At 50.4% G+C, this 24619-nt stretch carries 22 protein-coding genes and 1 other annotated feature; of the genes, 11 read left to right on the forward strand and 11 right to left on the reverse strand.

Annotated features, from left to right (window positions below):
* Nucleotides 1-102 precede the first annotated feature (102 nt).
* From GGC63_RS09360 to GGC63_RS09380, 5 genes are all read right to left on the reverse strand, one after another.
* Complete coding sequence (locus GGC63_RS09360; protein ID WP_192702055.1) at nt 103-1230, reverse strand: GNAT family N-acetyltransferase; 1128 nt, start codon at nt 1228-1230, stop codon at nt 103-105.
* A 95-nt stretch (nt 1231-1325) separates the two neighbouring features.
* Entirely contained in the window at nt 1326-1790 is a 465-nt protein-coding gene (locus GGC63_RS09365; RefSeq protein ID WP_192702056.1) for a RidA family protein, read from the reverse strand.
* A gap of 65 nt (nt 1791-1855) precedes the next feature.
* Nucleotides 1856-3460 carry an N-acyl-D-amino-acid deacylase family protein gene (locus GGC63_RS09370; RefSeq protein ID WP_192702057.1) on the reverse strand — a complete coding sequence of 535 codons (1605 nt, stop codon included), beginning with the start codon at nt 3458-3460 and terminating at the stop codon, nt 1856-1858.
* Nucleotides 3461-3825: 365 nt separating this feature from the next.
* Nucleotides 3826-4884, reverse strand: coding sequence for an alanine racemase (locus GGC63_RS09375; protein ID WP_264082021.1), 1059 nt, complete (start codon nt 4882-4884; stop codon nt 3826-3828).
* A 62-nt stretch (nt 4885-4946) separates the two neighbouring features.
* Entirely contained in the window at nt 4947-5612 is a 666-nt protein-coding gene (locus GGC63_RS09380) for a transcriptional regulator (protein WP_192702059.1), read from the reverse strand.
* Nucleotides 5613-5780: 168 nt separating this feature from the next.
* On the opposite strand from GGC63_RS09380, the gene GGC63_RS09385 reads away from it, so the two are divergent.
* The 8 genes from GGC63_RS09385 (at nt 5781) to GGC63_RS35090 (ending at nt 14768) form a co-directional block, all read left to right on the forward strand.
* On the forward strand, nt 5781-7553 hold the full coding sequence (locus GGC63_RS09385) for a sensor histidine kinase (protein ID WP_225948071.1): 1773 nt from the start codon (nt 5781-5783) through the stop codon (nt 7551-7553).
* Entirely contained in the window at nt 7550-9127 is a 1578-nt protein-coding gene (locus GGC63_RS09390) for a response regulator (protein WP_192702060.1), read from the forward strand. Before GGC63_RS09385 ends, GGC63_RS09390 begins: the two co-directional genes overlap by 4 nt.
* Nucleotides 9128-9227: 100 nt before the next feature.
* Complete coding sequence (locus tag GGC63_RS09395) at nt 9228-10565, forward strand: extracellular solute-binding protein (protein WP_079912460.1); 1338 nt, start codon at nt 9228-9230, stop codon at nt 10563-10565.
* 594 nt (nt 10566-11159) lie between these two features.
* Entirely contained in the window at nt 11160-12035 is an 876-nt protein-coding gene (locus GGC63_RS09400; protein WP_192702061.1) for a carbohydrate ABC transporter permease, read from the forward strand.
* A gap of 103 nt (nt 12036-12138) precedes the next feature.
* Complete coding sequence (locus tag GGC63_RS09405) at nt 12139-12927, forward strand: carbohydrate ABC transporter permease (protein WP_225948100.1); 789 nt, start codon at nt 12139-12141, stop codon at nt 12925-12927.
* A gap of 50 nt (nt 12928-12977) precedes the next feature.
* On the forward strand, nt 12978-13853 hold the full coding sequence (locus GGC63_RS09410; RefSeq protein ID WP_192702063.1) for a sugar phosphate isomerase/epimerase family protein: 876 nt from the start codon (nt 12978-12980) through the stop codon (nt 13851-13853).
* 145 nt (nt 13854-13998) lie between these two features.
* The gene (locus tag GGC63_RS35085) at nt 13999-14622 is read left to right on the forward strand and encodes a LysE family translocator (protein ID WP_192702064.1); all 624 of its coding nucleotides are present in this window, start codon (nt 13999-14001) and stop codon (nt 14620-14622) included.
* Complete coding sequence (locus GGC63_RS35090; RefSeq protein WP_318781020.1) at nt 14523-14768, forward strand: helix-turn-helix domain-containing protein; 246 nt, start codon at nt 14523-14525, stop codon at nt 14766-14768. Before GGC63_RS35085 ends, GGC63_RS35090 begins: the two co-directional genes overlap by 100 nt.
* A gap of 53 nt (nt 14769-14821) precedes the next feature.
* Here GGC63_RS35090 and GGC63_RS09420 read toward each other — a convergent pair whose 3' ends face one another.
* Nucleotides 14822-15637 carry a class I SAM-dependent methyltransferase gene (locus tag GGC63_RS09420; RefSeq protein ID WP_192702065.1) on the reverse strand — a complete coding sequence of 272 codons (816 nt, stop codon included), beginning with the start codon at nt 15635-15637 and terminating at the stop codon, nt 14822-14824.
* A complete protein-coding gene (locus GGC63_RS09425; RefSeq protein WP_192702066.1) occupies nt 15627-16103 on the reverse strand; it encodes a MarR family winged helix-turn-helix transcriptional regulator in 477 nt (158 codons plus the stop codon). Before GGC63_RS09425 ends, GGC63_RS09420 begins: the two co-directional genes overlap by 11 nt.
* A gap of 239 nt (nt 16104-16342) precedes the next feature.
* Here GGC63_RS09425 and GGC63_RS09430 point away from each other — a divergent pair, with 239 nt between their 5' ends.
* Nucleotides 16343-16966, forward strand: a complete 624-nt coding sequence (locus GGC63_RS09430; protein WP_192702067.1) for a LysM peptidoglycan-binding domain-containing C40 family peptidase — start codon at nt 16343-16345, stop codon at nt 16964-16966.
* A gap of 10 nt (nt 16967-16976) precedes the next feature.
* On the opposite strand, the gene GGC63_RS09435 is transcribed toward GGC63_RS09430, so the two are convergent.
* Entirely contained in the window at nt 16977-17900 is a 924-nt protein-coding gene (locus GGC63_RS09435) for a S66 peptidase family protein (RefSeq protein ID WP_192702068.1), read from the reverse strand.
* A 315-nt stretch (nt 17901-18215) separates the two neighbouring features.
* Here GGC63_RS09435 and GGC63_RS09440 point away from each other — a divergent pair, with 315 nt between their 5' ends.
* Nucleotides 18216-19577 carry a DJ-1/PfpI family protein gene (locus GGC63_RS09440; protein ID WP_192702069.1) on the forward strand — a complete coding sequence of 454 codons (1362 nt, stop codon included), beginning with the start codon at nt 18216-18218 and terminating at the stop codon, nt 19575-19577.
* An 86-nt stretch (nt 19578-19663) separates the two neighbouring features.
* On the opposite strand, the gene GGC63_RS09445 is transcribed toward GGC63_RS09440, so the two are convergent.
* The 3 genes from GGC63_RS09445 to GGC63_RS09455 form a co-directional block, all read right to left on the reverse strand.
* Nucleotides 19664-21025, reverse strand: coding sequence for a catalase (locus GGC63_RS09445; protein ID WP_192702070.1), 1362 nt, complete (start codon nt 21023-21025; stop codon nt 19664-19666).
* A 182-nt stretch (nt 21026-21207) separates the two neighbouring features.
* Entirely contained in the window at nt 21208-22506 is a 1299-nt protein-coding gene (locus GGC63_RS09450) for an aminotransferase class I/II-fold pyridoxal phosphate-dependent enzyme (RefSeq protein WP_192702071.1), read from the reverse strand.
* A gap of 64 nt (nt 22507-22570) precedes the next feature.
* Nucleotides 22571-22846, reverse strand: a binding site (T-box leader).
* Nucleotides 22847-22893: 47 nt separating this feature from the next.
* Nucleotides 22894-23187: a hypothetical protein gene (locus GGC63_RS09455; protein WP_192702072.1), complete on the reverse strand. Its 294-nt coding sequence runs from the start codon at nt 23185-23187 to the stop codon at nt 22894-22896.
* A 518-nt stretch (nt 23188-23705) separates the two neighbouring features.
* Between GGC63_RS09455 and GGC63_RS35095 the strand changes: the two genes are divergently transcribed.
* On the forward strand, nt 23706-24599 hold the full coding sequence (locus GGC63_RS35095) for an AraC family transcriptional regulator (RefSeq protein WP_079912473.1): 894 nt from the start codon (nt 23706-23708) through the stop codon (nt 24597-24599).
* The last annotated feature ends 20 nt before the right edge of the window (nt 24600-24619 follow it).

The following is a 24619-nucleotide window of genomic DNA, read 5'->3' on the forward strand; positions in this document are numbered from 1 at the left end:
GGCGATTTATCGGGCTTTGTCTATAGAATTTATAGATTTCGGGGATCCCCGCAAAGTACCTGAATCAGCTCCGAAGCAAGGGCCACACTTTGTGGGGCTATTTTAAGTATAAGAAAGTCCGTTAAGCTGCGGCAGCGGGATGGCGGTCCAGCCCGGCAGCTGCTTTGCATGCGCCGATTCCGGGTCGAACAGCAGAGAGACCAGCTCCTCTGCGGACAGCTCCAGGCTGACGCTTCCATCCGGGAGCGTCACGCAGTATTGGCCCTCCTGCAGGGCGGTGACTGCAGGAACAGGGCTGCCGCTCGCGCGCAAATAGGGAGCGGCTTGCTCGAGCAGGCGCTCGGCGCTAACGACGAACACGGTTCCGCTGTTCGTCCCCGGCGTCGAGGCCAAGCCTGCTTCGCGCAGCAGCTGCATGAGCTCGTGCTCATGCCAGCCGACCGCAACCTGGAGCTCCGCAAGGTTGAAGCGCTCTACCGCGTCGGCGAGCATCGCGCCGACGGCTTCAGCCGGCCCGGCCCACTCGGTGGCCGCCGGCTGTCTCTTGCTGTGATAGCGGCCGGGGGCCTCGATCACAGCATAGCTGTCCACGCCGCCTCCCGCCGGGGCGGCGACGAGCACCTGCTGCGCCAGCTTCGTGCAGCTGGCGTGGGCTTCCGCACCGAGCAGCCGCTGCAGCTCGGTGACGCTTTGCGCGAACGCGACCTCACGGGCGTTCGCGGCAGCCTGCATCGCGAACGCGTCCGTCGGCGCGTGCGGGCGGACCGTGCGGCCGCTAATCCCCGCGGTTAACGAGCGCAGCCGGGCTGCGCCCTCGGCATCCAGCGTGAACCGCTCCGTGCGGCCGAAGTGATAGCAGTGCGCCCGCGTATACAATGAGCGGTCGCCCGAGATAAACACCAGCGAAGCGCCGGCCTGCTCGGCGTGCTGCTTGCACAGATCCAGCAGGCGGCCGGCGGTGCCTTGGCCGCGGTAATCCGGATGGGTGCATACCGATCCCATCGAGAATACGTTCAGCCGCGCGTCGCCTGCTTGCAGAACGAACGGGACGAAGCCCATGAAGGAGACGAGCTTGTCACCGACGAAGGCTCCATAGGAATGGCTTTGCCCTGGCGAGAAAATAAGCGGGAAGGCGGTGCCCATCGAGATTTGCTCGGCATCGCGGAAAACGTCGTCCGCCAGCTGGACGGCCTGCTTCAATTCACTGCTTTGTACCAATCGAAATTCCACTTCTAGCGCCTCCCATACGGATCATGTCCATTGTTGTTAAGTTAAGTATGCGATCATGGATGTCTCTACTTGAATGTATACTCGCAAGGGATCGCTTAGTCGCGGATTTCCACGATGATTTCGATTTCTACCGGCGTATGGAAGGGCAGATCGCTCGTTCCGATAGCGGAGCGGGCATGGCGGCCGTTCTCTCCGAATACTTCGACCAGCAGGTCGGAGGCGCCGTTCATAACGTAGGGCTGGTCTCCAAAACCGGGCGCGCTGTTCACGAAGCCGAGCAGCTTGACGATTTGAACGACGCGGTCCAGATCGCCGAGGTACCCTTTTAGTACAGCCAGGCAGTTAATGATAACCTGACGCGCTGCTTCTTGGCCTTGTTCGATGGTGAGGTCGCTTCCTACCTTGCCTTCATACATCAGCTCTCCGTTGATCCGGCAATCCTGCCCGGATAAGTACAGCAGGTTGCCTGTGCGCTTGCATGGAACGTAGGTGAAACGCGGCTCCGGGGATGGGGGAAGGACGATGCCCATGTCCTGTAATTTTTGTTCGACTTTGTTCATAAATGATGACCTCCATTGGCATTAGATTTGATCATGTAATGATTCTTTGTATAAAGGAATAAGGGCTAATGACTGCAGCAGTGATGCGCCCGGATCAGAGCGCCTTCTCTGGCCTGGGTATGACGATGGCCGAGCAGCGTAGGCTTTCCGCCGACCAGCACATGCGAAATACCTGCCGGGTACTGGCGCGGATCCTCGAAGGTTGCGTTGTCCTGAATCGTTTCCGGGTCGAATACCGCAATGTCGGCGGCATAGCCGGGGACCAGCAGGCCGCGTTTGCCGAGCTTGAAGCGCTGCACCGGGAATGATGTCAGCTTGCGCACGGCTTGCTCCATCGTGAGCACCTTGTCCTCCCGCACATACTTGGCAAAGACGCGCGGGAAAGTACCGTACAGCCGCGGATGCGGCTTGCCCGTCTCACAGGTCAGGCTGTCAGACGCAATCAGCGACCGTTCGTAGCCGATGACCTGCTTCACATCCTCATCGGCCATATGGAAATAGACGATAGAGATGCGGCCCTGCTCTTCAAGCAGCAGATCCATCATGCAATCGGCCGGATGCTGGCCACGTTCCTCGCTGATCTCAGCCAAGTGCCTGCCTTCGAGATGCCGGTTCGCTTCGTTGTGCACGGCGGAAATAAAGACGCTTTGCCAGCCGGTGGAGCACACCAGGTTATCCCAGTCCTGCTGCTCCTGTCCCAGCTCCTCGCGGATGCGTTGGCGTAAGCCGGGGTCCCGAAAGCGTTCAAGCACGCTCTCAATGCCTCCTTCCAGCGCCCATGGAGGGAGGATGGTCGTCAGCGTCGTAGAGCCGGCGTTATAAGGGTACACGTCGCAGGTAACATCGAGCCCGCGGGAGCGTGCTTCCTCTATGAGCTCCATCGCTTCCAGCACTTTGCCCCAATTGATTTTGCCCGCTGCCTTTAAATGGCTGATGTGCAGGGAAACGCCGGCTTTCTCGGCAATCCAGATGACTTCCTTGACGGAAGGAATCAGATTGTTCCCCTCGCCGCGGATATGGGTAGAGAACAGTCCATTGTACTTGGGCAGCACGGAGCATAGCTCGGCGATTTCCTCCTTGGACGTATAGCTTCCCGGTGCATACAGCAGTCCGATAGAAAAGCCGATGGCACCGGCCTTCAGTCCTTCCTCCAGCATATGCTTCATAAGCTTCAGCTCTTGGGAGGTCGCCGGGCGATTGGCAAAGCCCATCACCGCGATACGAAGCGCCCCATGAGCTACGTAGGTAGCGATGTTCTCCGAAGGAGAAGATTTAGAAAGCGTTTGCATGTACTGCTCGACGGTTTCCCAAGGCCATTCCCAGGATGTTCTCCCAAGCACCGGCTGAACATAGCTTTGCAGCAGCTCTGCCTGTTCCCGGACGAATGGAGCGGGAGCGAGCCCACAGTTGCCGACCACTTCCGTCGTTACGCCCTGGCGGATTTTTATTTCACTGAACGGATGATCCAGAATCATAAGATCGGAATGACAGTGGCCGTCAATAAAGCCGGGGGAGATCACCTGCCGATGGACATGAATCGTCTCGTGCGCCTCCATATCCAGCTGCCCCACAGCTGCAATTTGCCCGTCTTTGACGCCTACATCCCCGAAAAACCAGGGGTTGCCTGTTCCATCGACAATACGTCCGTTTTTCAAGATTAGATCCAGCATGCGCTATATAGCCCTCCTTAAGGCGTAGTTTATTTGGAATATTCAAAATTTTCCGACGATAAAAGGCGAGGTCTATGCAAGTAAAACCTGAAATGTGTTAAAAAGCCTGCAGAAATGGAAACATAGCATCGGTATCCCGGTGGGGTATCGCTTCCGGCCAAGCTTCCGAAGCAGGCTTTGCTGCGCAAAGCCCTCAGCTGTTGTTCCTGGGAAATTTGATTCTATTCGCTTTACAGCGGGGTTCCCGAGAACAAAAGCAGACGCTTGAAAGATTATTAAAGGATAACTTACTTCGTAAGCAAGAGAATACCCCACCTATCCATCGTATGGACCCGTTACCAAAGGAAAGTGATTCCTTCCATGCTCTACTCCAGCATTCCCCGCCCCAGTACGTCGAATGGTACAAGCTGGTCTCCTTGCTGGAAAAAGACGCGATTATGCAAATTAACGGTACTGCAAATATGATTAGGAATAATATGCAGCCGGTCTCCAACCTTCAATTCGGCACGCTGTGCGTCAGGACCGAGCCGCAGCATGCCGTGCTCTTCGGACATTCGCTCCAATATGGCATCCTCCAGGCCGACGACATGGCCGAAGCCTTGGAGCAGGAGCGGCTCGGTGTTTGGCTGCACATCGGTCGCGAACGTCTTGCTGCCGCCGTCGATGACGGCCAGATCTGCCGATGGACGGCTCACGACCGTGACGAGCACGCTGCCTGCACAATCCTCTATCCCGCAGACGCCAAAGCGGGCCTGCATCCGATCCTGAAATACGTAGGTGCCCGGGCGAATTTCGGTAACGCCTTCAACGGCTGCAGCGTATGCGCCTGTCGGGGTGGAGCCGACGCTGACATCGGTAATAGGAATGCCTTGGGCACGAATCCGGTCTGCGAGCCCGACCATCAACCGTCCTTCCTCCTCACCGGCGCTTTTCAAATCCAGAGTGGGCTTCTTGTTCATCAACGCACCGCGGAACGTGTAAATACCGGTAAGGCGCAGGGCTTCCATCCCATGGATGCGGGCAGCCAGAGTCAGGGCATCCTCGTACAATACCCCCGTCCGCCGCAAACCTGTATCGATCTCAAGCCGTACGTTCAGCGTATGGCCAAGCCTTGCAGCCGTTTGCGACAGCAGCAGAGCGCCTTCCTCGCTGTCTACGCCGAGAATCAGGTCGATTTGCTTGCTCAGAGCTGCGGCGCGCTCGATTTTGGATTCGGTGACAAGCGGGTAAGCAATGAAGATGCTGGTGATTCCGTGCTGCGCCATCACTTCTGCCTCGGAGACTTTGGCTACCGTAATGCCTACGGCTCCCGCTTCAATCTGCTGGTGCGCAACGTGGGGCATCTTGTGCGTCTTGGCATGGGGCCGCAGGCGGACTTGATGCCGGCGGGCTGTATGCGCCATGCTCTGAATGTTGTGCTTCATGATCTCATCCTGGATGATGATACAGGGCGTTTCCGGTACAAAGGACGAAGCAACGGTAGGGCTCATGCTTCCTCATTCCCTTCTGTTTCCAGTAGTGTTTTGCCTTCCTCCAAATAGTTGTACAAGGTATACTTGGATATATTCAAATAGCCGCAAATTTTTTCTCCGCCTTTTTTAATCAGGAAGGCTCCTTTGCGGTCGAGCAGCTGAATCATCCTCATCTTGTCTTCCTTGGTCATAACAGCGACAGGCTTGCCGATCTGCTCCTGCGCTTCTTGAATCAAGGCATCCAGCAGATCGCTGACGTTGCTGACGAACGACTCCTTTACTTCAGTCTGCAATCCGGTGGAGGTGAGGGATTGAAGTGTTTTCTCCGCTATCATCAGCTCGGTAATATCAAAATTAATGCACAGCGCTCCGACCGTCTTGCCTTCGCTGTTCTTCATGTAGATGGAGGTGGAGCGAAGAATGCGGCCGTCTTTGGTCTGGGTCACATAATTGAACTTGTTGCCGTCCACATGATTGCCGCGGAGCAGCTCCAGGCCAAGATTCGTGCCGGGATCTCCGACCTTTCGGCCGGTAATATGACCGTTCTCGATCGCTGTTATTGTGCTTTCATACGAGCCCGTCAGGTCGTGCAGCACGACCTCGCAGTTGTCGCCGAATTGAGCGGCAATTCCTTTCACCAGGCTGTTCAGAAATTCGGCTTCCTCGCGAATATGCTCCATAACGAAGGGCGTCTCCTTTCTCCCGGTCATCCGGGGACCTTTCTGAGAACGATAGTATCACAACCTTTTCAAAAGTCAAACAAAAAGTTTGTTTAAAAGAAAAAAAGTATGGTAGTATACGATGGAATGATGTATGCGATTACAAAATGAAGATGCCTGGGGGAATCTATGATGTGGCGCTGGTTCGGGAAATCGTTAAAACGAAAAATGTCCCTGTTTTTGCTGCTGGCGATTCTGCTGCCTTTGTTATTAACCGGGGTCGTCTCTTATACGATCGCCACCTCCATTACGGAGGACAAGGCCAAGCAGTCCGGGATGAACACGCTGCGGCAGATCGGGGGCAAACTGGATTTTATTATCGAGGATGTGGAGAGCATGTCCCTGTTCATTATCGGGCAGCGGGATATTCAAGCCTACCTGGATGATGAAAAAGAGGATGTCGTCCGGTTCACCTTGAACGTCGGCTTTTTAACCAATCTGGCCTTTTCCAAAAAGCATATTTCGAACATTACGATTACAAGCGACACAGGAAAGCCACCGCTTTCCAACACAACCGTACTCCAGTCCGGGCTTCCCGAGGTGCTGAAGCAAAATGAGCAGATTTACCACAGCAGCACGCGATGGTGGACGCCCCTGTACGAGAATCAGACGACGGAGGGCTTGAAGAAGGTCATCTCCCTTGTGCGGCCTGTTCGTAGCACCAACAATTTTAAGAGTCTCGGAATGATTTCCATCAGCGTTGACGAGGCTGAGATCGCCCGGTATTTGACGGAAGCGGGGTGGGAATCGAGCGGCTTCGTGCTTCTGCTGGATCAGCAGGGCCGGGTATTATCGAGCGGCAAGCCCGAGTGGCTGAATCATATGATTACGGATCTCTTCCCGGATATAGGGGAGATGGAGGAAGACAGCGGCATTCTGAATTACGGGACGGGGAAGGAGCAGAAAACCATTCTGTATTACACGATCCCCGGACAGCGGTGGAAGCTGGTCGGTTTTATCCCGACCCAAATTTACATGAAGCAGAACGGCTATGTGCTGATGGTAACGGCCGTAGCGGTTGGTCTTGCTTTGCTTATGGCGGCCGGACTTGTCATTTATTTTCTGCAATGGGTGACACGTCCGCTGACCAGGCTGACCCAAAATATGAAGGACATCAATCCGGATGAGCCGATCCCTCACTTTGAGGTGCGGAGCACGGATGAGGTCGGCTTGCTGCTGCGCAGCTACAACAAGCTGAGCGACCGTATCCAGCGTTTGAAGGAGCAGGTGCAGAAGAACGAGGCAATGAAGAAGGAAGCGGACATTCAAGCGCTGCAGGCGCAGATCAATCCGCACTTTTTGTACAATACGCTGTCGTCGATCCATTGGATCGCGCTGATGAATAAGGACCGGCAAATTGCCGAAATGGTAGGCGCCTTGAGTGATTTTCTCCGATTCAGCCTGAATAAGGGGGAGGAGTTTTGCCCCGTCCAGCAGGAGGTGGCTCACGCGCAAAACTATGCTTATATCCAATCGATCCGTTTTCCGGAGCAATTCGAAATCGAGTTTTTCATTGATCCTGCCATGCTGCAAACCCCGATGCTGAAGCTGCTGCTGCAGCCATTGATCGAGAACAGCGTCATTCACGGGATTCAGAAGCGGAAAGAAAAAGGCCACGTATACGTTCACGGCGAGCTGCTCGGAGCATCGCGGATGAAATTTGTGGTGGAAGACACGGGAATTGGCATGGAGCCGGCCAGACTGAGGGAAATCCGCAGAAACATAAAGGCGGAGGATACCCGAACGGGGATGCTTAAACCAAGAGCCAGCTACGGACTGCGCAATGTCCATCAGAGGCTGCTCCTGCATTACGGCCATGAATCGGGGCTAGAGATAGACAGCGAGCCTGGAAAAGGAACGAAAATCTCGTTCACCATTCCGATAGGGGAGGAATTGACATGAGAATTTTGATTGTAGATGACGAGGTGATCATCCGCACCGGATTGTGCACGGTGATCGACTGGAAGGAGCTCGGGATGGAGCTGCTGCCGCCGGCCTCCTCTGCGGAAGAAGCGCTTGAGCGGGTTCCGGTGGAAAAGCCGCATATTATACTGACCGATATTCGCATGTCCGGTATGGACGGAATCGAATTGGCGCATAAGGTAAAGGCCATACTGCCTGACACGGAAATTGTCATTCTAACCGGCTATGACGATTTTACTTATGCCCAGCAGGCGCTAAGAGAAGGGGTTACAGATTATTTGCTCAAGACGAGCCGTCCTGAGGAAATCATTAAGGCTGCGTTGAAGGCAAAGCAGCGCATTCTGGAGAAGTGGGAGGCGCTTAAACAGGAAACGGTCCAAACGGCGGCACTGCGCAGCCAGCTGCTGGAGCAGTTGATTATACAAGGGCTGGAACAGGAGAGCGTTCCTGAGCAATTGCAGGTCTGGTTTTGCAAGAACGGCTTGCAGCAGCCGCAGGGTAAGACTGCGCCTATGAGGGTTATGCTCGTATCTGCTTTGGGCTGGGGGGATAACCCGCTCGCAAGACTTTTACTTGGTGCCGCCGAAAATATGCTGTTCGAGCTGCTGCCTTCCGTCACGCTGCTTAAGAAGGACCGGATCATGCTTGTGCTGCCTGCAGCGCCTGACATAGCGGACCGCGAAGTGCTGGAGCGTGCGCTGCTCCGGGTGGAGCAGACGCTGAAGTGCACCGTCTATGCAGCGGCGGGCTGTGCCGTCAACGACTACGCCGGGCTCAAAATGTCCTATCTGGAGGCGGAGCATGTGTTTTCTTTCCGGGGATTGGCTGGGGAGCGAGGGCTGTATACGATCGATGAAGTGAAAGAGCGCAAAGGAGGCAGGACCGTGTGCTCCCAGAAGGAGGAGGCCGAGCTTTCCGCCATCCTGATGAGCAATAATCCAACGGAGCTGCGGCACTGGGTGAATCAGAAGGTGCGTTCCCAAATGGAGGACGTATCCGTGACGGCTCTGTCTTTGCAGGCTTATTTGCAGTCGATCCTTTTATCAGGGCACCGGTGGCTGGAGAGGGCTGGTTCGTGTGCCGGGGATTTGGCAGGCGGTCAAGAGCATGGACGTTCACAGCCTGCCGCCCATTTGTTTACCTGGGAGTCGCCTGGCCAGCCCGAAGAAGATGTGTTCCGGCTGCTGTCGGGAATGATGTCCGCTTATCATGAGTCCTTGGCGGAGAGCAAGTTCTCTTACATTCATAAATCCATCGCCTATATCAAAGCTAATCTGGATAAGAATTTATCGCTTCAGCAGGTGGCGCAGTTCGTCCATTTGAACCCGAACCATTTCAGCGAAGTGTTCAAGAGAGAGACGGGTCTTACCTATATCGAGTTTGTAACCCAGGAACGGATGAGGCAGGCGGCCGAATGGCTGCAGGGCTCTCAGGCCAAAATCAGCGAAATCGCCAACCGCGTCGGTTATGAGGACATCAAATATTTCGGCCAGCAGTTCAAGAAATACTCGGGGCATACCCCTTCGGACTATCGCCAGCTGTCAAAAGGCTGAAAAAATTCCCCCATCACTCCGAAGTCTCTCCCGTTTTGCATGCCGGGACTGTCCCCTATACTTAAAGCTGTAAAGAGAAGACCAAGGAGGGTATAACAATATGAAAAAAGCGGCGGCGGCAGCACTGACAGCGGTTATGGCAACGGCTCTTCTGGCCGGCTGTGGTTCAACCGGTACGGACGGCAAAGCGGCTGGAGACAGCGGCAGCAAAGATAAAGCGCAGGCCAAGGTAAAGCTTTCCTTATGGCATAACTACACGGGCGACGATCTTCGTGCCAAAAACATGAGAGCCATTATGGAGCAATTCAAGAAAGACCACCCGAACGTGGACCTGGATATTCAGGGGATTCCGCCCGATGGCTATAGAGCCCGTTTGAAAACGGTTGCTGCAGCAAACGAAATGCCGGATTTGTTCGTCATGTGGCCTGGGGTTATGACCAAAGAGTTCGTAGGCGGCGATTTGCTCCAGCCGATCAATGCGCTGCTGGACAGCAAGCCGGAGTGGAAAAATGGCTTCCTGCCGAATTCCTTCGACGATTTCACTATCGATGGCAAGACGTACAGCGCTCCGATGGGATTGTCCCCGACGTCGATCCTTTACTATAACAAATCAATCTTCGATAAATATGGCGTGAAGCCGCCAAAAACATGGGATGACATGATGAGTCTCGTGGAAACGTTCAAAAAGAACAATATTACGCCTATCGCGCTGGGGAATAAAGCGGCTTGGCTGGCCCAGTCGAGTATTTTAAGCTCGCTGGCCGATCGTGTCACCGGCTCCGAATGGTTCTTGAACGCCGCCAATCAAAAAGGTGCGAAGTTCACCGACCCGGAATTCATTCAAGCATTGACCTACCTGCAGCAGCTCGGCAAAGCGGGAGCGTTCCAGGAGGGCTTCAACAGCATCGACAATACGCAAATGGAGCAGTATTTCGCACAGGGCAAGGCGGCGATGATGATCGACGGCGGCTGGGCGTTGACCAATCTTGCGGCGAGCGCATCCAAAGAAACATTGGATAACATGGCCGTCACCGTACTTCCGTCCGTGCCAGGCGGCAAAGGCGATCCGAACTCGCTGTCCGGCGTTGTCGGCACCGGTCTCGGCATGAGCAAGAAAACAACCGGCGCAGCCAAAGATGCGGCTTATGAATTGATCTATGCGTTATCCGGCCCTGCCGCTCAAAAGTCCACTCTGGAGAGCAATCAGCTGGTCAGCTACAAGGTAGAGCTGGATAAGACGAAAGTATCTTCCTTGTTTGCGCAAGTCTATGAAATGCTCGGCAAAGTGAAAAGAACGCCGGTATACGACGGCGTGCTGAGCTCTGCGGCAGCGGATGTAGTGAACAATGGCTTGCAGGAGCTGCTGATGGGCGGCAAGCCGGAGGATATCGCCAAGAAGATTCAGGAAGCGCAGGCGAAATCGGTGGGAGTCAAATAATGTAGCAGGACAGCAGATGGCTCCAGTCTTGGCGAAAGGCTGGGGCCATTGGTTTCGCTGGGGTGAATCAGCTGGCGAGAAGCCGAGTGTGGGGCAAATTGGCTAATATATCTCCGGTGAGATATGCCCCTCCAGCCGCTGTTGTTACCAGGAAAATTTGAATTAATTATTTTATAGGTTTTTTTCCTGGTAACAAAGGCGGACGCTTTCGCTCTTCCGAGGCATATCTCACCTCCGTTTTAGCCAATTTCGCGGGGAGGCAGGCTTCTCTGGCCGAGTATCGCCCACACTTGAAACTACATTTATATTTAATAGGTCAGTTTCGCGTTAGCGAAACTAGGCTTGGCGGTAAGCCCTACTTTATTTGAAAATTTAAGGTAATAGGTGGGGTATCCCCTGCAGGAGCGATAGCGACCGCCTTTGTTATCGGGAATTCACCGCTAAAAAGGCGGATTAATTAAATATTTCCCGATAACAACAGCGGCCGGAGGGGGATACCCCAGCGGAGTAAAATTAAATTTCATAAATTAGGGTTTCTCACCGCCCACGCCAACATAGCCAGTTTCGCTAACGCGAAACTTTAGGAGGGAAGTCATGACATCAGCGGCACGCATACGGGGGTTCATAACAGTTGCGCTTCTTCCGGCCTTTGTGCTATACGCTTTTTTTGTTATCATACCGGTGTTTTGGTCCGCTTATTACGGTTTTTTTGACTGGAAGGGGATCGGAGCTGCGAAGTTTATCGGCTTCGACAATTATGCGGAGGTCATCAAGGATCCGATTTTTTGGAGGTCGTTCAAAAACAATATGCTGATCGTGGCGGCATCCGTATTCGGCCAGGTGCCCATTGCCTTGGTGCTTGCCATTGTATTATTGAAAAACACGCTGTTTCAACGTATGATCCGCGCCTCCATTTTTATGCCGATGGTGCTTTCATCCGTAGTGGTAGGGATTATTTGGGGCTACATCTATCATCCGCAAATCGGGATTCTGAACTTTTTGCTGGAAAACCTGGGTCTTGCCTCGTGGAAAAAAGCATGGCTCTCCGACCCGAAAATTTCGATGTATGCCATCATGGTGCCGATTATTTGGAATTATATCGGTCCGTACATGATTATGTTCATCGCTGCGCTGCAAAACATTTCCCCGGAAATTGACGATGCTTCGCAGATCGACGGTGTCGGTCCGGTGCGCAAGCTGTTCGTCATTACACTGCCGATGATTTGGGATACGATCAAGGTTGCGGTCGTTCTATGCATTTCCGGAAGCTTGAAGGCTTTCGACTTGATCTATGTGATGACCGGCGGCGGTCCTGCTCATTCCACGGAGCTGCTCGCTTCTTATATGTACAATAATACGTTTAACGTGTTCCGTTACGGCTACGGCAGCGCCGTGTCGACGGCGATCATTATTCTGAGCTTGGCCTTGATTGTGGGAAGCCAATATTTGATGAAGCGGGAAACGAGATAAACGAATGGGAGGGAATACGATGGAATCCGGATATGTAGTGAAGACGACCGCCTTCCCTCAAGGGCAAACCGGGCAAAAGGTAAAGAGGGGCTCCATCAACATCATGCTCACGCTTTACGCTTTAGTTACGCTTTACCCGTTATTTTGGTTATTCATGAGTGCGTTCAAAAACAATGAGGAGTTTTTCTCGGCTCCTTTTTCATTACCGTCGCAGTGGCATTGGGATAATTTCAGCCGCGCTTGGGAAGTATCCGGTATGGGCGTTTCGCTTATTAATTCTACCATTGTTACTATTGCTTCCTTGGTGCTTACTCTGGTGCTTGGAGCGCTTGCAGCTTATGTATTGGCAAGATTCGAGTTCAAGCTGAAGCCTTTGATGATGGGACTTTTCCTGCTTGGCATGCTGATTCCCATTCACAGCACGCTGGTGCCGCTATTTATTATTATGAAAAAAATCGGGCTGCTGGACAGCTACGGGGCGTTGATTTTGCCCTACACCGCGTTTGAGCTGCCGCTTGCTATATTCGTAACCGCCGCATATTTGACCTCTGTTCCTAAAGAAATTGAGGAAGCTGCGCTAATGGACGGAACCGGGTACTGGGGCATCTTTTTCCGTATCATGCTGCCTCTTAGTATTCCTGCGCTGTCTACCGTCGCTATTCTCGCTTTCTTACGATTCTGGAACGATTTTGCGTTTGCACTTGTGTTTATCAGCAAGCCCGCTCTGAAAACGCTGCCGCTCAGTCTCTCAGTGTTCGCTACCGGCTATTCCACGGATTACAAGCTGACGATGGCCGCATTATCCATTGCCGTGCTGCCGACGATCATCGTGTTCCTGCTATTTCAGGAGCAGATCATGAAAGGAATGACGGCAGGGGCCGTAAAGGGGTAAAATAGAATCGAAGGAAAATAAAATCAAGGATAAGCAGGGAGGAACGGAGCATGGCATTGTCCAATCGTATCGGCGTTATTGTCGACAGCTTTGGTATCGGTGTGCGTGAAGGCTTGAAAAAGGCGAAGGAGGTTGGCGCCGACGGCGTGCAAATTTATGCGGTGAGCGGGGAGATGGACCCGGCTGCTTTGTCGGCGGATGCGCGAAGAGAGCTGAAAGCTTATATCGCTTCTCTCGGTCTTGAAATTTCTGCTCTATGCGGCGATCTCGGCGGACATGGCTTCCAGGATCGTACGGCTAATGCGGCCAAGGTGGAGAAGTCGAAGAGGATTCTGGATTTGGCGCTTGAGCTTGGTACGAACATCGTGACCACGCATATCGGGATTGTACCGGAGGACGAGCTAAGCGAAGTCTACCACAGCATGCAGTCCGCCTGTGAGGAGCTCGGGCAGTATGCCAAGAGCTTGAACGCCTATTTTGCTATCGAGACAGGACCGGAGCGTGCGGCCCATTTGAAGCATTTCCTCGATTCGCTCAGCACGAACGGTGTTTCCGTCAACTTCGATCCGGCGAACATGGTCATGGTGACCGGCGATGACCCGGTCCAAGGGGTTCATTTGTTGAAGGATTACATTGTTCATACGCATGTCAAAGACGGCATCCGTTTCCGTGAAGTCGATCCGAGAGAAGTGTACGGTGCACTTGGCTTCGAGCCTATGGATCACGGCAAAATCGCGCAGATGGTATCCTCCGGCGAAATTTTTAAAGAAGTGCCGTTAGGGGAGGGCAAGGTACCGTTCGACGCTTATTTTGCTGCCCTGCAGGAGATCGGCTATCAAGGCTATTTAACGATCGAGCGGGAAGTCGGCGCGCAGCCAGAGGCCGATATTCGCAAAGCGGTGGAGTTTATCCGCCGTTATAAATGAAGCTTTCATTAGTGATAGGTAAGAGATGAATCGTGTATGGAGCGCCAGTTTGGCTTTGATGCCGGGCCTGGTGCTTTTTTGCGACGGATACAAATACCTTTCACCGTATAAATGGATATGAGAAGAGCTTGAAAGGAGCGTTCTCATGGATATGACATCTTTTTTGATTTACTGCGTGATTGCTACTTTTACACCGGGACCTACTAATCTCGTCATCTTGTCCACCGTTAACCATTTTGGGGCAAAGCAAGCCATGCAGTATTCGTACGGTGCAGCGGCCGGTTTTGGCTTATTGCTTGTGATTTCTGCTGTTTTGAATAACTTGCTACTAACGGTCATACCGAAAATAGTAATTGCGATGCAGGTTGTTGGGAGCATATACATGCTATATCTAGCTTATCTCATGTGTAAATCGGATTCGTCCAATCCTGCAGGAAACCAGACGGCTACCTTTTTATCCGGCTTTATGATGCAGTTTCTAAATCCAAAGGTAGTACTTTTTTCATGGACGGTCGGGAAGAAGGGGATTGTGCGCTTTTCCACTCCTATTGTGTACGATCATAGACTAGGAGAACGGGTGGTTAGCCTTTCTAAAGCAATATTAGGCGATAAAGACGAGGCGTTATGCAGCGAAATGCCAACTTGGAACAAGTCCTCAAGCTGGATGAGATATGTACAGAGCTTACTTTATCCAAATTTCAATTTATCCGGTTATTTAAGGCTCATACTGGAATTTCCCCTTACCAATACTTCCTTAATTGCAAGGTAGAACGCGCCAAGCAGTTAATTGAACAAAATAAAGATATTTATTTAGCGGTTGCTGCATGTGGTTTTTTCGATTTAACCCACTTAAATAAACACTTTAAAAGCGTATATGGAACAACAGCCCTAGAATATATTTCACATCTTCACTAAGACGAGATACCCCCACCCGCTGTTGTAAGCAAATGAGGGCATGGTTTATAACCCTAACGATTGCTGCTGATAAAAATACCTGAGGATTTCTGAATGTGGATTTGGCCGTAGGACTGAGCCATCTTTTGATCAATAAATTGTTTAAACCGATCCGCCATCCCGGGGTCCAGAACAACCTGATCTGGGGAAAATCCATTCATAGACAATACATAGTTCACAATGGCATCGGACTCCGTTACCAGCAATGAATCCTCATACAAATGAAGCTCTACATCGCTGAAATACTCTAATAGCTGCTCTCTCCCATTCTCAAGAGAAAAGCGGCTCTCAATGGAGCCGAGCACTTCATTGTACTTGGAGTGGGGATCGAACGCATTGATGATCTCTCTCATCTCCAGCATGTTCCGGTTGCCTACCGTACTAGCGTAGAAGGTGCCGTCCTTTTTTAAAACCCGCTTAATCTCCGATAGGGCTTTTCTTCTGTCCACATGATACAGCATATGATTGGCGATGACGATGTCGAAGGTACCGTCAGGATAATGGAGCTGCTCGGCATCCATGACCTCGAAGTGAAGTCTGCCTCTTAAAGCATCCAGTTTTGCCCTGGCATCCTCCAGCATTCCTGAAGAAATATCCGTAACGGTAATATCCCAGTGTGCCGGAATCCGCTGGGCGTTCGCCATCCACAGTAACCCGTTGCCTCCCCCGAGCTCGAGAACCTTGGCAGGCTCCTTTAGCTTGAACTGATCGAATATCCAACACGGCCACGGGTATTTGTTCGTGCTGAACATACGGTGCATATAGATTCGTGCATTGAAATTACCTGGGTTCGCATACTGTTTTTGCTGAAGCTTTTCCTTATTCTCCATGATCTTTAACCCCTTCCTGGGTGTTGGCAGTTGATGTCCGCCATGTTTCCATTGCATCGGCGTAACGTGTCAAACGATCGGCAAGTACCCGAATCTCATCATCGTTCCATTCCATAAGAATATCGGCCAGCCCATCGACACTTCTTTCGAAGAATTCCTTGAGCATCTCTTCGCCAATTTCGGTTAGGCAGATGAGACTTGATCGGAGATCATTTGGGTCGGAAATCACGGAAATCTGGTTTAATTGTTTCAAACTCTGAATTCGTCTAGTAATTGAGGAGGGATTCATTTGCAATTCTTTAGCTATATCCGTCAAGCGAATTTGCTCGCGGATTTTAACGAGCATCAGGATTTCGAACGTCACTCGATCCAGATCGGACCTTCGATCCTGTGCATGCTGGAACTCTTTCACTAGCTTTAGAGTTCCTAGAGCCAGCTTGCGCAGCTCATTGCGGCTCTTCGTCAAAATAAACACCACCCTAGTAAAATTAATTTATGTTGGTTGCTCTAAGTTTAATTTATTTGCTTGCACAAAGCAAATAATATTTTTGAAAAAAATGGAGCTACGGGATATATCAGGCAGCTCCATTAACAACGTAATACAATTAGTTACCATATTTTGAGTGTACCCACCCGAAAAGATTGATGTTAAGGTTAAAACTAGGGAGGTATTACATTAAGACTAATACGACTTAGGAGGTTACAATGAAGAAATCTGTCATCTTGAGTTCCGCGTTAGCCATAAGTATTATGTTTTCTAGCGTTGCATCTGCAGCTACATATGATCAGTACTCGGCTAAAGACGGTGATACGTTCTGGACAATTGCCGATCGGCAGGGCGTAAGTTTATCCAGTTTAGTGGAAATAAACCCTAACATTGATCCGAATAATATTTATGAGGGTCTGGTCCTAAACTTGCCCAATGGACATAAGCAAAACTGGGAAGCACAGGCAGATGCAATGATTGCCAAAGGAATGACGCAGCTAGGAGTTCCCTATGTATTTGGAGGAGATCAGCCGTACCAAGCATTTGATTGTTCCGGCTTTACTCAGTATATGTTTAGAGAGATTGGAATGGAGCTTCCTCATTCATCCTCCATGCAGAGCGAGCTAGGAGAGTATGTTCCAGCCGATCAGTTACGCAAAGGCGACTTGGTGTTCCTAAGTGGTACCTACCAAGCAGGGGTGTCCCATGTGGCCCTCTATATTGGCGATAACAAGATATTACAAGCTGGAACCATGGGAACGAGAGAAGTAAAAATCAGCACCTTATTCGGTACACCCTATTATGACTCCCATTATTGGGGAGCACGCCGTCTAATCAAATAGTTGTTGTATCCTATAAACTAACCGTTGGTTCAAGAACGGTCAAAGTATTATTATAGGTGTTTAAGTTAGCCACAGCTCCAATAGGTATGGCAGCCTTATAGATTCCGTGAGCGGACGTCAGGTTGGTCATAAGCGCCTTACCTATTGGAACTAAGACCTCGTCTATCAGATCATTGTAAGATGTGCCATAGGCCGTTTGGCATTCTGTACATTCCCCCATGACAATACCGGCACAGTCATTAAACTTCCCAGCAATTTTTAAATGATTGATCATTCGATACACTTTGTTTATGGGCTCATGTGTTTCTTCTAGGAACACAATTTTTCCTTTCGTATCGATTTCATATGTGGTACCAAGTGTATCCACTATGGAGGAAAGATTACCTCCGACAATTGGCCCTGTCACATTGCCAGCAACTTTACTGGAAAGTACCCGATTGGGAGGGTTTCGAATAGCCCTAGGGGCGACGACTTTAGAAGTGGCCTCAAAAAATTGATCGAAATTATATGCTGGAGTCGTTGCCCTAAAATCAAAAAGCAGCAAGCTGGAGAACGTAACCAGGTCAGAAAATTGATATAAGGCATTCATTAATACGGAAATGTCACTGTAACCGGTAAGTATTTTTGGATTCGCAGCAATGACTTCGTAGTCCAAATAAGGGAGAATTCCCAGAACTCCAACCCCTCCTCTAGTAGGAAGAATCATGTTCACTTTTGGATTCTTAAACATATCCATTAGATCGGATGCTCTTTGTTCATCCGTCCCCGCAAGAAATCCATCATCTGAATAGACATAGTTGCCTACAACAATTTGAAATCCCATGTTACGTAAAAAAGAAATACTAGTATTGATCGTGTCAGAATGAAGAGGACTCCCCAAGGTTACTATTCCAATGGTATCGCCACGTTTCAAGATAGGTGGATGTACTGGCACTAATCGACACTCTCCCCTCCTATACCCATTTTGTATATAAATTTATGTTTGGTAAGCAGGGATAATGCGTGGCCATCTGGTCAGACCTATAAGCGAATAGCCCTATCGAGTCATATTCAGCAAAGGGCCGGTTTGTTATGATTATATACGGAGCTTTTAGCTGCTAATTTGGAGAAAAAACCAACCTTTACCTGGACCATAGTCGTGGAAAAATATAGTCCCTAGCCGAGTTTATTAATTAGTCTTCTCACACTACACTTAAATTGTTAAAGTTAATAACATTTAATAATTAACTAAAAAAGGGTGAGAAGGAAATTGAAAAAAGTATGGCGTTTCATCGTGTATGTGTGCGTAATGGTTCTAGTTGTGGGAGGGTCTGGAGCGATCGGTTTTGTAAGCACGATGCAGGAGGCGATGTCAGCCTATGATAAGCCGGTTCCTGCTTCTTTACAAAGCGTCCAAGCTCCTGTCTATGATTCGAAAAAGCAGACCGTGGCTGTTGTATTAGCAAACGAAGTGACCGAGGTGTTCGATTTTCTTGTACCCTACGAAATGTTCTCCATGACGGGGGAGTACAATGTATTTGCGGCAGCTCCCGACAAAAACATCAAATCTTTGACTGGCGGCCTAGATGTCGTGCCGCATGTCACTTTCGATGAATTGGATCAATTAACAGGCAAAGGTCCGGATATCATCGTAATTCCATTCATGCCGATCTTGGATGAGGATAAATACAGGCCTGTACGTGAATGGATAAAGAAGCATTCCGGCAAAGAAACGACATTGCTGTCGATCTGCAATGGGGCGGAGAATTTGGCGGATGCCGGCCTTCTTAACGGAAAATCTGCAGCAACACATTGGGGAGATATCGGGAGATTGGAAAAGAAATATACCGAGATTTCTTGGAAAAGGGATCAGCGTTACGTGCATGACGGTAATGTAATCTCTTCGGCGGGACTTACTTCAGGGATAGATGCTGCGTTGTACGTCATATCGAGGCAAAAGGGAGAGCCGGCAGCTGCGAAAGTGGCGAAGGAAATGAATTACCCTTCCTATCATTTTGTTCAGCGTCCGCAAATGGAGCCTTTCACGGCCGGATTAAGCGATATCGTCTATGTATTGAACAACGCGTTTCAATGGAGCAAGAAAAAGAACGGGGTTCTGCTATATGACGGGGCCGACGAGCTGATGTTATCCTCGGCTTTTGATACGTATGGGGCCTCCGGCACGACGACAACCATAACGGTATCAAGCAAACGAGAGCCGATCGTTTCCCGGCACGGACTGAATCTGGTCGCCCGATATCAACTAGCGGATGCTCCGAAACTCGACAAAATGATTTTCGTAGGTCCGGACGTTAAGAAGCTGGCTGCGAGCGATATCCGAAGCTGGAACGAGAACGGCGGGAAGGCTGAGCAGCTTTACCTGCATAGCGATTCACCGGAACGGTTCGCGATGGAGCCTGCGTTTGAGGATTTGGCGAAGCAGGAAGATATCCGGACGGCGAAATTCGCCGCCAAGCGGCTTGAGTACCGTTCCACAAGTCAGCTTCAGTTGGAAGGGGCACCCTTTTCATACGAAGCATTCGGCATACTGGTTTGCATCGTCTTGCTGTCTCTGTTCGTTCTTTATTTGGCAGACAGACGTTTCGTAAGGAGAAAGACCGTTTCCGCATGAGGCAATAAGCCAAAGAAGCATCGCAGACGCCTGGTCTGGATGCTTCTTTACCGTTAGAGAACTTTGTTATAATCATCGAATAAGGCTTATCCCTTGGCTTGCGTTTGAATCTTTCGGGCGACCCGTTCCCCTAGCTCGGCAGATGCCTGATGCAGATAGCCAAGCACGATGCGTTGCGTTTCGGGAGATATGCTGGCAAGATCGGCGGCCAGGTTATCTGCCAGGTGCTCCTGCTGCACTGGTGCAAGAGCATGATAATACTGACCGGCCTGCGCGAAGTCGTCTTGTTTGGGCAGGTCGGACCGCTCGAGGCGACCTTCCACGAATCTCCCGCTGCCGCTGGTCGCAAGGGAAGCAGGCGTCCAATTGTGCTGGTGATTGATCGGAATTTTGCGGAAGTCCGGACCGAGCCGCCGGCGCTGCGAATCCCAGTAAATGTTGGCGCGTCCCTGGAGCATCTTATCGTCTGACAGCTCTGCGCCTTCCAGCAGGTTCGAAGGGGAGAAGGCCAGCTTCTCTACTTGCTCCATATAATGATCCGGATTGCGGTTTAATACTAATTTCCCGACCGGGTGCAGGGGATACTGACGCTCATCCCATACCTTGGTATCGTCCAGCGGATCGTAGGGGAGGGAGGATTCGTCTTGGGGGTTCATCAGCTGTACATAAAGCCCGTACTCGACGAGCTTTCCCGCTGCTAACGTATCGAATAAGTCCTTGCCGGCATAATCCGGATTCTCGCTGGCGAGCCGGGCCGCTTCATGACGGTCAATATATTGAATGCCCGCAAGAGGCAGCCAATGGTATTTCACATAGGTGCGGACACCTTGTGCGTTTTTCCAGACATAAGTGTTGACGCTGTGACCCGGAATGTGGCGGAGGCTTTTGACAGTACCCGCATCGGAATAAAGCCGGACGAGAAAATGGGTTGATTCCGGCGCTCGGGCGATGAAGCCCCAAAAGCGTTCAGGATCAAGGAGATTGTTGACGGGTGACGGCAGGAAGGCCTTGATTGACTCCGGAAAGCGGATGGGGTCCCGGACCAAGAACACGGGGAGATGGTTACAGACAAGATCGAACACGCCATGATCCGTATAAAATTTGGTGGCGAATCCGCGCACGTTGCGTGAAGTATCCGGCGTGCCTTTGTTGCTGACGGCCAAGGAGAATCTTACCGCGACAGGGACCTGTTGCCTTGGATGCTGCAAGAAGCTAAGCTGCGTATACGCCGTCATGGCATTTACGGTCTGAAAGTAGCCGAATGCGCCATAGCCTTTGACATGCACGGGTCTTTCCAGCAGCTTCGCATGTATGAAAGTCTCCAGCGTCTCATGCAGAACGTTGTCCTGCTCCAATATGGGGCCGCGTTCGCCTACCGTCTGCGAATGAAAAGCAGAAGGAGCCTCTCCCGGCCCGTGGCTAGGGCGATTTCTCTGGTTCTCGTTCATTTCTCAACCTCCATATCGGCATGCGAGTGGTTTGGATATAGTAAAAGGTATGAAATGCTTCTATGTGAATATGACTGACAGTACGGCACTCCAGGACGAAGAACTAGAGATGACAGCTGCAGCAAAAGACAAAAAGAATAGAAAAACGCACTGCCCCGGTCGCGGACAATGCGTTAACTACTTTACTTCCTATCGGCCAAAATCTTCTTGATGCTGGTGATTTGAACACAAATGCACACGACCTCGATCGCTAATTGGAGTTCATGGATGGAGGGAAAAGTAGGAGCGATTCGAATATTCCGGTCTCTCGGGTCTTTTCCATAAGGATAAGTAGCTCCTGCATTAGTCAAGGTCACCCCAAGTCCGGCTGCCATGCTTACAACTTCCTTCGCACAATGATCCAGCGTGTTGAGACTGATGAAATAACCCCCATTGGGTTTGCTCCACTCGGCAATCTGTTTGCCGCCCAGCTCAGCTTCAAGATGCTTCAAAACCAAATCAAATTTCGGCTTGATAATAGCCGCCTGCTTTTGCATATGAGCCTTGAGATGATCCAAACTCGGTAAAAATCGAACATGGCGAAGCTGGTTTATTTTATCCGGACCAATTGTTTGAACCCCAAGCTGTTTTCTAATAAAATTAATATTCTCTTCACTGGATGCCAGCATCGCAACGCCTGAGCCCGGAAACGTTATTTTGGAAGTAGAGCTGAATAGATAAACACGGTTGGGGTTTCCGGCAGTTTTGCAGGCTGTCAGGATATTTTTGAGCTGATCCGGTGTATCCGATAGATGGTGAACCGTATAGGCATCATCCCAAATGATCCGGAAATCCCTTGCCTTTGTCTCCATGCCGGCGAGTCTATCCACGGTTTGATTGGAATAGGTGGTTCCTTCGGGATTGCTGTACTTGGGGACACACCATATCCCTTTAATGGAATCGTCCTCTCTAACAAGAGCTTCAACGGTATCCATATCCGGGCCATCCGGATTCATGTCTATTGTTATCATCTCGATGTTCAACTGCTCGCATATCGCAAAATGCCTGTCATAACCGGGACTTGGGCAAAGAAATTTCACTTTGGGGAGCCTTCCCCAGGGGAGTTCGCCTGCACTGACGCCAAGAAGCATGGCTCTGGTCAGAGTATCGTACATCATATTCAGGCTGGAATTACCGCCGATAATGATCTCTTTGGGACTCACTCCGAGCATTTGAGCAAATAGCTCTTTCGCTTCGGGAATTCCATCGACTCCTCCATAATTGCGGTAGTCCGTACCATCAGCTGCTCTAAAGGATTCGTCTGATTTCAAAATATCCAGCATTTCCATAGATAGCTCAAGCTGCTCAGGGCAGGGCTTCCCCCGGGACATATCCAATTTCAGATTCATGCTCTTGTATTCATTGTATTTCCCCAGTAATTCTTGGTGAATAGTGTTTAATTCATGCGTCTCCAGTTTCAAAAAATCGGTTTGCATCTCCATTTCCCCGCTTTCACTCCAATTTGAAAAGAAAAACCAAAAAACTCCCGCCTTCAAGATCATGGATCTTGAGGACGAGAGTTATTAGCTTCGTGGTACCACCTCGGTTTATTGATATGTCGCCATATCAACCTTTTCGGGTACGGCAATTTGGAAGCAAATTGGTTATACCCTATCTCTATAACGGGAGATCCCGTCGCAGCATCACTAAGAAAAGAACCTATCCTAGATCCGTGCGAGGCTCCGAGCCTTTGTTCATTAAGATCCTTATTACTCCTTTCCACCGAACAGGAGCTCTCTGTAAATAACGATTCCTAATTACTGTTCTCTTCATAGCCTTGTATTTTGTTTGAATTTTGAAAATATAGTAGCAAAGGTACGCTTGTTTTGTCAACGTATAACTTCTTCTGACCGGATTCTTTTTTTGCACAAGAAAATGGCGGCAAGCAACCAAACAACAGCCCCCATACTAAACGGTAAAAATCTAAAGTTATAATTAATGACATCATCGATTCCAAGCAGCAATTTAAAGACGAATTGAAGGTTGGAAATCAAGTTCGCGCAGATTTGGTAGCTTCCTTCCGTTACTCCCTTTTTCCATCCTACCTCGTCGATGAACCAAGCGAGAAGGGTTAGTACTGTATACAGGCCCAAAGAAATCATGCACCATTTTAGATATCTCATTAGAAACTCCTATAAAAGTGTTCGAAAGTATTTTTTTAAAGTTATAAAAAGTATCGCTTGTAGTTTTACAAGTTATTCAAATTATATCATGCGAGTGATCATGCCTAAAAGTAGAACAAGAGAGGAATCGATGTGGGGTGGAGGAGCGGAAGCGTCCGCCTTTGAAGCTCGTGTTCCAACCGCTGCAAGCCTATAATTCAAGGAACACGACTTCAACAGCGGCCGGAATCCCACATCGGTTCCTCCTCACGCACAAATGTACGGGTTTAACCGAATAAGGTTTTTATTTTTACCGAACACTTACCCAACCGACAAGGTTCCCGCTTTTTTGCGTACAAATAGGCTATAATAGTGTCTGAAATGACCATGATGGAACTCCATTATTACCGTATGATAAGAGTAAAGGATGCAACTCCTGAGGCCGTTCGGGAACAACTCCGACCTTGTGCCTTAAGAAAGACGGTACAGCTGCTTTCCAAGCTTGTTTTACTTTGTAAAACTGTTAGGAGGTTTTCCAAGTGGAGAGACAGTTACACAGCAGCCAATTTATTAAAGAGCAGTCGTTTCCGTTCTGGATCCGGCGTTTTTTTCATGACCATGAGCATGTTCCGCTGCTGCACGGGCATGACTTCGTCGAGCTGGTCTATGTCGTTCGGGGCGAGGCGCAGCATGTGTTTGAAGGGAGCTTTTACGATATCCGCTCGGGGGACGTGTTCATCATCAATCCCGGGGAGGTTCATACTTACAGCATCAAACCCGGCAAGGAAATCGAGATCATCAATTGCTTATTCCTGTCCGATCTGATTCAGGGCAAATGGCTGCAGGAGCTGGGCGTATCGCAGTCGATGGACTATTTTTACGTGCATCCTTTTCTGGATAAAAGAGAGCGTTTTCATCGCTGCCTGAATTTGAACGGTCAGGATGCGACGCGCACCCAATTTTTGCTGGAGACGATCATCCATGAATTTGAGAACCGTCAGCCGGGCTTCGAGCCGCTTATTCGGCTTCAGATGGTAGAGCTGCTTATTTTGCTGTCCCGGGCATACCGTCATGCGGAAGGGCAAAGCGGCAGAGAGCATGTGCGCAGCAGCGCAAAGCAGCTTCTTGTCCGAAGAATTTGCGGCTATTTGGAACGCTATTACGATAAAAAAATTAGTATTTCCGACCTGTGTGAGCTATTCAATATCAGCTCGCGGCAGCTGAACCGGATTTTTAAGGAGTCGCTCGGCATGACGGTGGTGGATATGATTCACCGGATCCGCATCGAGAGGGCGAAGCATTTATTGCTGGAAACCGATGAGAAGGTGATTACTATCGCCGGACGCGTCGGGTATGAGGACCCTGCCTTTTTCAGCCGATTGTTCCATCGGGAGGTAGGCTGCTCACCGGGCAAATATCGTGAAACCTCCTAATCCCTTATTCGCGGAGGCCG

The organism is Paenibacillus sp. OAS669 (assembly GCF_014873645.1).
GTDB lineage: Bacteria > Bacillota > Bacilli > Paenibacillales > NBRC-103111 > Paenibacillus_S > Paenibacillus_S vulneris.

What these genes read in the sequence shown, in the direction of transcription:
- GGC63_RS09410 (WP_192702063.1), top strand. Translation starts at nt 12,978, where the DNA reads ATGGCATTGTCCAATCGTATCGGCGTTATTGTCGACAGCTTTGGTATC.
- GGC63_RS09445 (WP_192702070.1), bottom strand. Translation starts at nt 21,025, where the DNA reads ATGAACGAGAACCAGAGAAATCGCCCTAGCCACGGGCCGGGAGAGGCT.
- GGC63_RS09450 (WP_192702071.1), bottom strand. Translation starts at nt 22,506, where the DNA reads ATGGAGATGCAAACCGATTTTTTGAAACTGGAGACGCATGAATTAAAC.
- GGC63_RS09375 (WP_264082021.1), bottom strand. Translation starts at nt 4,884, where the DNA reads ATGAAGCACAACATTCAGAGCATGGCGCATACAGCCCGCCGGCATCAA.
- GGC63_RS09380 (WP_192702059.1), bottom strand. Translation starts at nt 5,612, where the DNA reads ATGGAGCATATTCGCGAGGAAGCCGAATTTCTGAACAGCCTGGTGAAA.
- GGC63_RS09455 (WP_192702072.1), bottom strand. Translation starts at nt 23,187, where the DNA reads ATGAGATATCTAAAATGGTGCATGATTTCTTTGGGCCTGTATACAGTA.
- GGC63_RS09430 (WP_192702067.1), top strand. Translation starts at nt 16,343, where the DNA reads ATGAAGAAATCTGTCATCTTGAGTTCCGCGTTAGCCATAAGTATTATG.
- GGC63_RS09420 (WP_192702065.1), bottom strand. Translation starts at nt 15,637, where the DNA reads ATGGAGAATAAGGAAAAGCTTCAGCAAAAACAGTATGCGAACCCAGGT.
- GGC63_RS09395 (WP_079912460.1), top strand. Translation starts at nt 9,228, where the DNA reads ATGAAAAAAGCGGCGGCGGCAGCACTGACAGCGGTTATGGCAACGGCT.
- GGC63_RS09365 (WP_192702056.1), bottom strand. Translation starts at nt 1,790, where the DNA reads ATGAACAAAGTCGAACAAAAATTACAGGACATGGGCATCGTCCTTCCC.
- GGC63_RS09405 (WP_225948100.1), top strand. Translation starts at nt 12,139, where the DNA reads ATGCTCACGCTTTACGCTTTAGTTACGCTTTACCCGTTATTTTGGTTA.
- GGC63_RS35085 (WP_192702064.1), top strand. Translation starts at nt 13,999, where the DNA reads ATGGATATGACATCTTTTTTGATTTACTGCGTGATTGCTACTTTTACA.
- GGC63_RS09370 (WP_192702057.1), bottom strand. Translation starts at nt 3,460, where the DNA reads ATGCTGGATCTAATCTTGAAAAACGGACGTATTGTCGATGGAACAGGC.
- GGC63_RS09385 (WP_225948071.1), top strand. Translation starts at nt 5,781, where the DNA reads ATGATGTGGCGCTGGTTCGGGAAATCGTTAAAACGAAAAATGTCCCTG.
- GGC63_RS09390 (WP_192702060.1), top strand. Translation starts at nt 7,550, where the DNA reads ATGAGAATTTTGATTGTAGATGACGAGGTGATCATCCGCACCGGATTG.
- GGC63_RS09400 (WP_192702061.1), top strand. Translation starts at nt 11,160, where the DNA reads ATGACATCAGCGGCACGCATACGGGGGTTCATAACAGTTGCGCTTCTT.